We start from the raw sequence: 10,848 nt of genomic DNA, 5'->3' as shown, positions 1-10,848 counted from the left end.
CACCCCCTGGCGGGAACCTCCGGGTGCCCGACGAATCGACAGCCAGGAGCCGCCGGGCTATAAGAGCGCACTGTGTTCGACGACCCCTCTCCAGCCTCCCGTGCCGCCCTCGCCGGCGGCGACCTCCGGATCCTGCCATGACCCCACGCGTCCTCCTGCCCCTGCTGCTCACCGGTCTGCTCGTGGCGTGCTCCAGCCCACCCGAAACCACGCCGCCCCAGCCCACCACCCCAGCCGACGAGCCGGTCCCGGTGGCTGGCGCCCCCACTCCGGCCAATCTGCGCGAGATCTCCGGGGTGCTGCGCACTGCCCAGGGGCTGGTCCCGGCCGGCGCCCAGGTCGAGATCGCCCTGCTGGCGGTCAACGCCAAGGGCCTGCCGCAACGCCTGCTGGCCAGCGAGACAGTGACCGGCAAAGGCGCGCCCCTGGCCTTCCGCCTGCCCTTCAATCCGGAGATCTTTCCCACCCGCCCGGATCTCAAGGTGGAATTCCACGCGCGCCTGATCCAGGCCGGGCAACTGGCCAGCTATCTGCCGCCGGTGAATGTCGGTGGGCCGACCACGCAGAATCTCGGCGAACTGGTGCTGAACCAGACCCCGTGACGCCCCCTGCCGACCTAGCCGCCGCCCTGACGGCCCTGCTGGGCGACGCCTGCCTTTGCTTGCAGGCGTTGCCCGACAGCGACCTGTCGCTGTGGCTGATCGATCCGGCCAACATGGCGCGGGCCTTTTCCCCCGCGGAAACCCAGCGCCTGCTGGAGGCACCGCCCTACTGGGCCTTCTGCTGGGCCAGCGGCCTGGCCCTGGCGCGCTGGATCGTCGCCCATCCCGAGCATGTCGCCGGGCGCCAGGTGCTGGATTTCGGCAGCGGCTCGGGCATCGCCGGCCTCGCCGCCGCCCGGGCCGGCGCCGCACGGGTGGTCTGCTGCGACCTCGATCCGCTGGCACTGGCGGCCTGTCGCGCCAATGCCCAGGCCAACGCCGTGCAGATCGAGACGCTGGACGATTTCTGTGCCAGCACCGAGCGCTTCGATCTCATACTGGCCGCCGACGTCCTCTACGACCGTGCCAACCTGCCCCTGCTGGACCTCCTGCAGGCGCGCGCCGAGACCCTATGGCTGGCCGACTCGCGGGTGCGCGACCTGGCTCACCCCGGCTTCACCCGCATCGCCGAACTCCAGGCCTGCACCCTGCCGGATCTGGCCGAACCGGACGAATTCCGCCGCGTGGCGCTCTATAGAGGCTGAGCCCGCCCGCCTTGTTTCCAAGCCCGGCGCCCCCACCTATAGTGCAACTTTCGTCTGCCGAGTCCGCCATGAGCCAGGTCCCCTACATTTTCGACGCCACCCTCGACACCTTCCAGCAACAGGTCATCGACGCCTCTTTCAGCACCCCGGTGCTGGTGGACTTCTGGGCAGAGTGGTGCGCGCCCTGCAAGGTGCTGATGCCGCTGCTGGCCAAGATCACCGAATCCTATGGCGGCGCCCTGCACCTGGCCAAGGTCAACTGCGACATCGAGCAGGAACTGGTGATGAGATTCGGCATCCGCAGTCTGCCCACCGTGGTGCTGTTCAAGGATGGCCAGCCGGTGGACGGCTTCGCCGGCGCCCAGCCGGAGTCGGCCATACGCGCCCTGCTCGAAGCCCATGTCCAGGCCTTGCCGCCGGCCGAGGAAGATCCGCTGGACGCCGCCCAGGCGCTGTTCGCCGAGGGTCGCTTCGCCGAGGCCGAGGCGCTGCTCAAGGCGCTGCTCGAAGAAGACAACAGTGACGCCCTGGCGCTGATCCTCTATGCCCGTTGCCTGGCCGAGCGCAACGAACTGGACGATGCCCAGGCCGTGCTGGATGCGGTCAAGGGCGATGAGCACAAGCAAGCGCTGGCCGGCGCCCGGGCCCAGCTGACCTTCCTGCGCCAGGCCGCCAGCCTGCCCGAGGTCGCCGACCTCAAGAGCCGCCTGGCGCGCGATGCCGGCGACGATGAAGCCGCCTACCAGCTGGCCGTGCAGCAACTGGCCCGCCAGCAATATGAACCGGCGCTGGATGGTCTGCTGGACCTGTTCCGCCGCAATCGCGGCTACGGTGACGACCTGCCGCGCAAGACCCTGGTGCAGGTCTTCGATCTGCTGGGCAACGATCACCCGCTGGTCGCCACCTATCGCCGCCGCCTGTATCAGGCGCTGTACTAAGCCGCTCGGTAATGGCTGCGTCGCGCCAGACGCGGCCTTATCCGCAGCTGCGGTTATTCAGGCACTGTGGACGATCAGTAGCGTGGAAAACCGCGCAGCGTTGGCCACTACCCCACTCCAGCCTCATCCCTGCCAGATATAGAACTGCGCCTCCCCCACCCGCTCCATGCGCACCTGGGGACTGTGCCTCAGCCGCACCAGCAGCTGCTTGGCCACGCCCAGATTGCCGGTCAGCTTTTCCAGAGCCACCAGGATGTCCGGACCGCTCAGGCGGCCAGCCTGGCTGAGCAGCTTCACCACCTGGTCCCAGAGCATGTCGCCACCCGACTTGGGCCCGCTGGGTGCGGCGCTCACGGCCGCGGCAGGTAGGGGCGCCTCCGTCGGCCGCAGGGCCGCAGCCAGGCGCTGCCAGTCGGCCTCGTCCAGTTCCACCGTGAGATCCACGGGCTGGCTGCCGATGGTTCCGCGAATGCGTACCATGGTGTTCTCCTCGTCGTGCAGAGGCCCATGCTCCCACAGCCACCGGCCGACGCCAAACCGAGGTTGCGGCACGCAAATGCAACAACATAACATAGCACCTTTCCGCCCACTGGAAGCCATCCATGCGCCTGCCCCTGCTGACCCTCTGCCTTGCTGCCGCGCTCGTCCAACCGGCCTTCGCCCATGGTACCGACGACGACCATGACGAACACGCGCACGGCGCCCTGGGCGCCCATGTGCACGGCGAATCCCACCTCGACCTGGCCCAGACCGATACCGGCCTGGAATTGCAGTGGCGCAGTCCGGCGGCCGATCTGCTGGGCTTCGAACATGCCCCGCGCAACCAGCAGGAAGAGGACGCCGTCGCCGCGCTGCGACAGAGCCTGGCGAATCCCCAGCCGCTGGTGAAGCTGCCCACGGCGGCCGATTGCCGGCTTTCCGAAGCCAGCGCCATCAGCCCGCTGTTCGCCAAGGATTCCAGCGCCAGTGGCCATCTCGACGTGGAGGCCAGCATGAGCTTCAGCTGCAGCAAGCCGGGTGCGCTCGACAGCCTGGACCTCTCTGGTTGGTTCGCTCGCTTCCCCAACAGCCACAGCGTCGAGGTCCAGGCCCTCGTCGCCAGCGGCCAGCAGGGCGCCGAACTGACCGCCAAGCAACCGCAGCTGAAGTGGTAGGACGCCTGTGACCACCGCCCCCCTGGTCGAGATCCGGGACCTCGGCTTCGCCTGGCCGGGCCAGGCGGAATGCCTGGATATCCGGCACTTCCAACTGACACCTGGCGAGGCGCTGTTTCTCGAAGGCCCCTCGGGCAGCGGCAAGACCACTCTGCTCGGCCTGCTCGGCGGCGTGCAGCGCCCCGGTCGCGGCCAGGTGCGCCTGCTCGGTCAGGACCTGGGAGCGCTCGCCACCGCCCGGCGCGATCGCTTTCGCGTCGACCACACCGGCTTTCTGTTCCAGCAATTCAACCTGCTGCCCTTTCTTTCGGTGCAGGACAACGTCCTGCTGCCGTGCCAGTTCTCGGCGCTACGCCGCGAGCGTGCCCGTGCGCGGCATGGCGATCCCCGGCGTGCGGCCCTGACCCTGCTCGGTGCCCTGGGGCTGGGCGATCCCGACCTGCCCCGGCGCCCGGCCCGCGAACTCTCCATCGGCCAGCAGCAGCGGGTCGCCGCCGCCCGTGCCCTGATCGGCCAACCGGAACTGGTGATCGCCGACGAACCCACCTCGGCGCTGGACACCGATCACCGCGACGCCTTCCTGCAACTGCTGTTCGCCGAGTGCGCGGCGGCCGGTGCCGGCCTGCTGTTCGTCAGCCACGACCGCAGCCTGGCCGATCGCTTCGACCGCCACCTGACCCTGGCCCAGCTCAACGCCGCCCGGCCGGAGACCTAGGATGCCCCTTCTCCCACTGGCCTGGGCCAGCCTGCGCAATCGCCGCGCCACCGCCCTGCTCACCGTCTTCACCATCGCCGTCTCGGTAGCCCTGCTGCTGGGCGTCGAGCGGCTGCGCACCGAGGCCAAGGCCAGCTTCGCCAGCACCATCGCCGGCACCGACCTGGTGGTGGGCGCCCGCTCCGGTGCGGTCAACCTGCTGCTCTACTCGGTGTTCCGCATCGGTAACGCCACCAACAACATCCGCTGGGAGAGCTACGAGAAGCTCGCCGCCGATCCCCGCGTCGCCTGGACCATTCCGCTGTCCCTTGGCGACTCCCACCGCGGTTACCGGGTGCTGGGCACCGACGGCAACTACTTCACCCACTATCACTACGGGCGCAACCAGCCGTTGCGGCTGGCCCAGGGCCGCCCCTTCAGCGACGTCTTCGAGGTGGCGCTGGGCGCCGAGGTGGCCAAGGCGCTGCACTATCAACTGGGCGATGAGGTCGTGCTGGCCCATGGCGTTGCCACCATCAGCCTGACCGAGCACAGCGACCACCCCTTCACCGTGGTCGGCATCCTCGCCCCCACCGGCACCCCCGTCGACCGCACCCTGCACATCCCGCTGAGCGGCATGACCGCCCTGCACCTGGACTGGCGCGGCGGCATGCCCGGTCCTGCGCTGAGCGAGGCCGAGGTGCGCCGGCGCGATCTCACGCCCCAGGACCTCACCGCCGCCCTGGTCGGCCTCAAGAGCCGAGTGGCCACCTTTGCCGTGCAGCGCGCGGTCAACGACTACCGTGGCGAGCCGCTGCTGGCCATCCTGCCCGGCGTGGCCCTGCAGGAACTCTGGGGTCTGCTCGGCACGGCGGAACAGGCGCTGCTGGTGATGTCGCTGTGCGTGGTGCTCACCGGGCTGGTGGGCATGCTCACCGCCCTGCTCGCCAGCCTCAACGAACGACGCCGGGAGATGGCCATCCTGCGCTCGGTAGGTGCCCAGCCGCGTCATCTGTTCGGCCTGCTGCTGGCCGAAGCCCTGGCCCTCACCCTGGCCGGCTGTCTCGCCGGGCTGGCGCTGCTCTATGGCGCCATCGCCCTGGGCCGGCCCTGGCTGCTGGCGGAATACGGCCTGGCATTGCCGCTGGACTGGCCCTCGCTCTACGATGGGCAACTGCTCGGCGGTATCCTGCTCGCGGCGCTGGTGCTCGGCTGCATTCCGGCCTGGCGCGGCTGTCGCCAGGCCCTCACGGACGGGTTGTCCGTGCGTTTGTAGACGAGGCTTCCCCATGCGCCTGGCGCTCTTGCTGTTGCTCTGCTGGCTGTCCTGGGCCCAGGCCGACCCTCGCCAACTCGCCTGGCGCGAACTGGTGCCGGCCGATGCGCCGCGCTTCAATCCCGGCAGCGTCGATCACGGCCTCGGCGAAGACGGCCCGGCCGCCAGCCAGCCCTGGCCGGACGCGCCCACGGTGGCCGCCCTGGACGGCCAGGAGGTGCGCCTGCCCGGCTACGTGGTGCCGCTGATGGTCACCGAGGAGGGCGAGGTCACCGAATTCCTGCTGGTCCCCTATTACGGCGCCTGCATCCACGTACCGCCGCCGCCCGGCAACCAGATCGTCTACGTCAAGGGCAGCCACGACCTCTGGCTGTCCAAGCTGCACCTGCCCTACTGGGTGGAAGGCCGCCTGGGCGTAGGCACCCAGCGCAGCGAGGTGGCCGTCGCCGGCTACTGGCTGCAGGCCCAGCGCATCCAGCCCTACATCCTCAAGGGCGATGGTTCCTGAGAGGATGTGACCCACCCTTGAGCGAGATCAAGAGTCTGACGTTTCTGCTTCGCTAGGCTGCTCCCAGCCCTTTTTCAATGCCTTCGGAGCCCACGCCATGCGTCCCCTCTTCCGCCTCAGCCTGCTCGCCCTCGCCCTGGCCACCCCCTTCGCCCAGGCCCACCAGGCCGGCGACATCATCCTGCGCGCCGGCGCCATCACCGTGGATCCCCACGAGCGCAGTTCCGACGTCAAGATCGACAGAGGCGCCCTGAGTGGCGCCAATCTGGGCGGCAAGGCGACCATGGACAGCGACACCCAGCTGGGGCTGAACGTCGCCTACATGCTCACCGACCACCTGGGCCTCGAATTACTCGCGGCCACGCCCTTCGAGCACCAGGTCAACATCAAGGGCACCGGGCTCGACGCCGCCAATGGCAAGTTGGGCAGCCTCAAGCACCTGCCGCCGACCCTGAGCCTGGTCTACTACCCGCTGGACGCCAAGGCGACGTTCCAGCCCTATGTCGGCGCCGGCCTCAACTACACCTGGATCTACGACGAGCACGTCGGCAGCGGCGCCAGCGCGGCCGGCTTCGACAACTTCCGCGCCGACAATTCCTGGGGCTGGTCCGCCCAGGTCGGCGCCGATCTCATGCTCACCGACCGGGTGATGCTCAACGCCCAGATCCGCTACATCGACATCGCCACCACCGCCCACGTCGACAACACCGCCCTCGGCGCCCGCGCCAAGGTCGATCTGGACGTGGATCCCTGGGTCTACATGGTCGGCCTGGGCTATCGCTTCTAGGCCACCGCCAGCCACCCGCGCCGTAGGTCGGCGCTGAGACGGCTCCAGCGTCGAAGCCCAACAGGCCAGGGATTGCCCCTGGCCTCGTCCGCTAGTCCCGTAGCAGCGCCGCCAGCCCCGTCCCCATGGTCGTGGGGCGACTGAAGTCGAAGCGTTCGCGCAGCCGGCTGTTATCCGCCTTCGAATGCCGGATGTCGCCAGCCCGCGCGGCGCCATGGGTCACCGCCGGCAGGCCACCGAGCACCTGGCCGATCTCCGTCAGCAGACCATTCAGGCTGATGGTCTCGCCGCGCCCCACGTTCACCGCGCCAGCCATGACTACGGGGGCTTCCAACGCCTGCACCAGGATACCCACCAGATCGGCCACATAGACGAAATCGCGGGTCTGCTCGCCGTCGCCGAATACCGTGATCGGCGTCTGGCGCCGGGCACGCTCGGTAAAGATGCTGATCACCCCCGAATAGGGCGAAGACGGATCCTGGCGCGGACCGTAGATATTGAAAAAGCGGAAGATCGCCGGTTCCAGCCCATGCTCGCGGCGATAGAAGTCGAAGTAGTACTCGCCCGCCAGCTTGTCCGCCGCATAGGGCGTCAGCGGCGCCTTGGGCAGCTCCTCGTCGATGGCCTGCCCCTGGCCATTGGCGCCATAGACCGCCGCGCTGGAGGCATAGACCACCCGCTTGATGCCAGCCTTGCGCATAGCCTCGCACAGATTCAGGGTGCCGATGAAATTGGCTCGGTGGGTACCCACCGGGTCTTCCACCGACGCCTGCACCGAAGCCACCGCGGCGAGGTGCACCACCGCTGCGCAACCGGCCAGCGCGGCTTCCAGCGTCGCGGCGTCGGCCACGTCGCCCACCCGCAATTCGATACGGTCGTCGTCCAGCGGCAGATTCTCGCGCTTGCCGGTGCTCAGATCGTCCAGCACCCGCACCCGCTTGCCCCGCGCCAGCAGCGCGTCGGCCAGATGGGAGCCGATGAAACCGGCACCGCCAGTGATCAGAATGGGCGCATCACTCATGGAAACCTACCTCGTCCTGCCGAAAGCCCTGTAGCAGCGCCGGCAGCTCCTGCTGCCAGCGCCGCGCCTTGATTCCGAAGGTGTTGAGCAGCTTGCGACTGATCAACACCCCCTGTTGTGGCTCTTCCGCGGCATCCGCACGCTCGAGGTGCGTCACCTCCTGCCATTCGCAGCGCACCGGCCGATCGAATTCCTGCCAGAGCTGGGCGACGGTCTCCGCCAGGCCCAACTCCGACACCGCTTCCTGGGCGCCGTAGTGATAGGTCCCCCAGAGCGGCGCGCCGCAGTCGAGCTGCTTGACCACGGCCAACAGCACCCGCGCGGCATCGCCCACGGTGGTCGGATTGCCGCGCCGGTCGCCCGCCATCGGCACCACCCGCTCGGTACCCAGCTGCTGCAGCAGACGCCCCAGGCGCCCGTCGCGGGAGTCGTCCAGCACCCAGCCCAGGCGCAGCAGGATGTGCATCGGGCACAGCGCCCGCACCAGTTGCTCGACCCGCCAGAGCGCTTCGCCACGCGCCCCGGGGGGCCGTGGAAGATCCTTTTCACTATAGCCGGCCACGCGCGAGCCATCGAACAACTGATAACTGGACGGCTGGATCAGCGGAATCTGATAGTGCTGGCAGAGGCCGGCCAGGCGCTGGACGGCCAGCGCCTGGCGCTGCATCAGGGCCGGATCGAAGTCCGCCGCCTGCAACCAGTCGCGGTAATAGGCGAGATTGATCACCGCCCCCGGCCGTACCCGGTCGAGGACCTCGGTCAGTCCGGCAGCGTACCAGCCCTCCGCGGGAGTCCCGGGGGCGACGAATTCGATGCCCGCTTCGGCACCGGCGGCGAGTAGCGCCTTGCCCAGGGCGCTCTCCCCGCCCACTACTAGAAGACGCATACGCATGTGTTGGAACAGCCTTCAAACCAGCTTAGACAGGCGTCGAAAGACTCGACGGACATCGGTCAAAATAGCGCGTCGCGCCAACCTTGCTCAAGCACCGGCGGCAACCGCTGCCGGTTCCTCGCGGGTCTGTTCGCGCAGGGTATGGTTGGCGGCGCTCTTGAGATTGGGCAGCAACCGGCAGATCAGCGCCAGCTGGGTGCACACCAGTCGATAGCCGTCGTCGTTGTCATCCGCCGCGGCTTCCAGCTCGTCGGCGAGACTGCTTTCCTCTTCGGCGGTCGGTGGCAGACTGCGCCGCTCCGCCACCGCTGCGGCAATGGCCTCCAGGCCGTCGGCGATACGGGTAACGGCGCGCTCCACCAGGGCATCGTGCTCGGCCGCTTCCAGCTGGCGACGATGCGCGCCCAGCGCCGACAGATAACCCAGCAAGGTGTTGGACAGCGCCAGATAGCGGAAGCCCGCTTCCAGGTTGCGCCGGAAATGCCCGGGATCGCGCAGCATGTTGGCCAGCGCCGCCGACAGTGTCGCATCGGCGTTGTGGGCATTGCGCCGCGCCACGCGGTAATCGAGATCGTCGCGCTTGCCGGTGCGGTACTGCTCATGCAACCGGCGCAGATAGAGTGCGTTGGTGCGCAGGGTGTTGGCCATCACCAGATGCAGGCGGCGTCCCTGCCAGTCCGGCAGGACGAAGAACACTGCCAGCACCGCGATCAGGCAACCCAGCAGGGTGTCCAGCAGCCGCGGCCAGATCAGCATGAAGCCATTGCCCACCTGGTTGAAGCAGAACAGCACCATCAGGGTAATGGCCGCGGTGGCGATGGTGTAGCGATCCGTCCGGGTGATGAAGAACACCAGACCGGCGACCAGCGCGAGCAACAGCTGGATCTCCGGCTGGGCGAACAGCTCAAGCAAGGCACTGCCCAGCAACAGCCCGATCACCGTACCGACGATCCGCTGCACCAGCCGCACCCGGGTGGCCCCGTACTGCGGCCGGCAGACGAATACCGTGGTCAGGAGGATCCAGTAGCCGTTGACCGGGTGGATCAGGTGCAGCACGCCATAGCCGGCCATCAGCGCCAGCGCCATGCGCAGGCCATGGCGGAACAGCAGCGAGGTCGGGGTCAGCTGCAGGCGGATACGCTGGAACACCTCGCGCAGCGAGCGCGCCGCCGGATCCAGCAGGCTGGTATCCAGATCCGCCGCCCCTGAGTCGCTGTTGCCCGCCTCGGAAAATTGCCGCTCCAGGGTCGAGAGATTGTGCCCGAGCAGGTCCAGGGAGCGCAGCAGACCTCGCCAGCGCGGATTCTGCTGCTGCTTGAGATACTCCAGCGAGGCCTGCAGATCGGTCAGCCCCTGCTGACTCTGCTGGCCATATTCGAAGGGCTGACCGAGGCGGATCGCCTCGCCCATGTTGCGGCAGGCCGCGGCCTGCAGCTTGAGCAGGCGCTGGCAGCGAAAGAGGATGTCGCTGTGAAAGAACGCCTCGGTCAGGGCGCTGTAGGGATAGTGCGAGGAACTGGCGCGCTCATGGATGTCCTGCGCCATGAAATACAGACGGAAGTAGCGCCCTGAACGTGCACCCGGCCGCCCCGAGCGGCCGAAGCGATTGAGGATGGTCGCCTTGGCCTGGTTCAGCGCCTGCACCACCTTGCCGTTCTGCTGGGCCAGCAGTACCCGCCGCCGATGCAGATCCACCCCACGCACCGGTTCGAGCATCTCCGCCTTGAGTCGGAGCAGGGTCTCCAGTTCGCCATAGAGCGCGGACAGATTCTGCCGCACCGGCTGATGGGCGAACAGCGCGCACCAGAGCACCGAGAGCAGCCCGTACCACAGCGCCCCGGCCAGCAGGTGCGCCGGCTCGTACCACAACGGCACCTGGGTACCCAGCCGCTGATCCACGCCGATCATGGCGTAGATCGACAGGATCACCGTGGCCTGGGCGATGGACGCGTAGCGCTCGCCGATGGCGCCCAGCATCGTCAGGCTGAAGGTGGCCAGGCCCAGGCCCGCCACGAAGATCCAGGGATAGGGAAACAGCAGTTCGACCGCGAAGGCGGCCACCGCGAAGCACAGCAGCGTGACCACCAGCGACTTGAGACGGCCCAGCCAGCTGTCGTCGGTTTCCGCCAGGGCGCTGGCGATGATGCCGAGAAACACCGGCGACAACGCGCGCAGGTCGCCCAGCGACCAGCAGACGGCCATGGCGCCGCTCAGGGCGACAAAGACGCGAACGCCATAGCTGGCCTTTTCGTGCGCCCAGAGCTGGCGCAAAGACACTCCAAACACAGTCATGACGGGAGAGCGAGCCTCGTGTTTTCGCGCTTGATGCGAA

The 10,848-nt window shown here is 68.2% G+C and carries 12 protein-coding genes; 8 read left to right on the top strand and 4 right to left on the bottom strand.

The window, feature by feature from the left end:
- The first annotated feature begins 137 nt into the window (after nt 1-137).
- The 3 genes from RCF34_RS22620 (at nt 138) to trxA (ending at nt 2,184) form a co-directional block, all read left to right on the top strand.
- Nucleotides 138-602 (top strand): YbaY family lipoprotein, encoded by a 465-nt coding sequence (locus RCF34_RS22620; protein WP_308710150.1) that lies wholly within the window; start codon nt 138-140, stop codon nt 600-602.
- Entirely contained in the window at nt 599-1,246 is a 648-nt protein-coding gene (locus RCF34_RS22615) for a 50S ribosomal protein L11 methyltransferase (protein WP_308710149.1), read from the top strand. Before RCF34_RS22620 ends, RCF34_RS22615 begins: the two co-directional genes overlap by 4 nt.
- Nucleotides 1,247-1,314: 68 nt before the next feature.
- The gene (gene trxA, locus RCF34_RS22610) at nt 1,315-2,184 is read left to right on the top strand and encodes a thioredoxin (RefSeq protein WP_308710148.1); all 870 of its coding nucleotides are present in this window, start codon (nt 1,315-1,317) and stop codon (nt 2,182-2,184) included.
- Between the two features lie 123 nt (nt 2,185-2,307).
- On the opposite strand, the gene RCF34_RS22605 is transcribed toward trxA, so the two are convergent.
- Nucleotides 2,308-2,664 carry a hypothetical protein gene (locus tag RCF34_RS22605; RefSeq protein WP_308710147.1) on the bottom strand — a complete coding sequence of 119 codons (357 nt, stop codon included), beginning with the start codon at nt 2,662-2,664 and terminating at the stop codon, nt 2,308-2,310.
- A gap of 122 nt (nt 2,665-2,786) precedes the next feature.
- On the opposite strand from RCF34_RS22605, the gene RCF34_RS22600 reads away from it, so the two are divergent.
- From RCF34_RS22600 to RCF34_RS22580, 5 genes are all read left to right on the top strand, one after another.
- Entirely contained in the window at nt 2,787-3,338 is a 552-nt protein-coding gene (locus RCF34_RS22600; protein WP_308710146.1) for a DUF2796 domain-containing protein, read from the top strand.
- A gap of 22 nt (nt 3,339-3,360) precedes the next feature.
- Nucleotides 3,361-4,053, top strand: coding sequence for an ATP-binding cassette domain-containing protein (locus RCF34_RS22595; RefSeq protein ID WP_374941227.1), 693 nt, complete (start codon nt 3,361-3,363; stop codon nt 4,051-4,053).
- A 1-nt stretch (nt 4,054) separates the two neighbouring features.
- Nucleotides 4,055-5,308: an ABC transporter permease gene (locus RCF34_RS22590; RefSeq protein ID WP_308710144.1), complete on the top strand. Its 1,254-nt coding sequence runs from the start codon at nt 4,055-4,057 to the stop codon at nt 5,306-5,308.
- 13 nt (nt 5,309-5,321) lie between these two features.
- A complete protein-coding gene (locus tag RCF34_RS22585; RefSeq protein WP_187980955.1) occupies nt 5,322-5,816 on the top strand; it encodes a DUF3299 domain-containing protein in 495 nt (164 codons plus the stop codon).
- A 97-nt stretch (nt 5,817-5,913) separates the two neighbouring features.
- Nucleotides 5,914-6,603, top strand: coding sequence for an OmpW family outer membrane protein (locus RCF34_RS22580; RefSeq protein ID WP_308710143.1), 690 nt, complete (start codon nt 5,914-5,916; stop codon nt 6,601-6,603).
- 91 nt (nt 6,604-6,694) lie between these two features.
- On the opposite strand, the gene RCF34_RS22575 is transcribed toward RCF34_RS22580, so the two are convergent.
- The 3 genes from RCF34_RS22575 to yccS all read right to left on the bottom strand — a co-directional run bounded on the left by RCF34_RS22575 (nt 6,695) and on the right by yccS (nt 10,808).
- Entirely contained in the window at nt 6,695-7,624 is a 930-nt protein-coding gene (locus RCF34_RS22575) for an NAD-dependent epimerase/dehydratase family protein (protein WP_308710142.1), read from the bottom strand.
- Nucleotides 7,617-8,516, bottom strand: coding sequence for a sugar nucleotide-binding protein (locus RCF34_RS22570; protein ID WP_308710141.1), 900 nt, complete (start codon nt 8,514-8,516; stop codon nt 7,617-7,619). The genes RCF34_RS22575 and RCF34_RS22570 overlap by 8 nt, the downstream gene beginning before the upstream one ends.
- Before the next feature lie 87 nt (nt 8,517-8,603).
- Entirely contained in the window at nt 8,604-10,808 is a 2,205-nt protein-coding gene (yccS, locus tag RCF34_RS22565) for a YccS family putative transporter (RefSeq protein ID WP_308710140.1), read from the bottom strand.
- Nucleotides 10,809-10,848: the final 40 nt, after the last annotated feature.

The organism is Pseudomonas sp. 102515 (assembly GCF_031085165.1).
Lineage (GTDB): Bacteria > Pseudomonadota > Gammaproteobacteria > Pseudomonadales > Pseudomonadaceae > Chryseomonas.
Note: the sequence above shows the minus strand (reverse complement) of the source record. Positions and strands in the feature narration are given on the sequence as shown.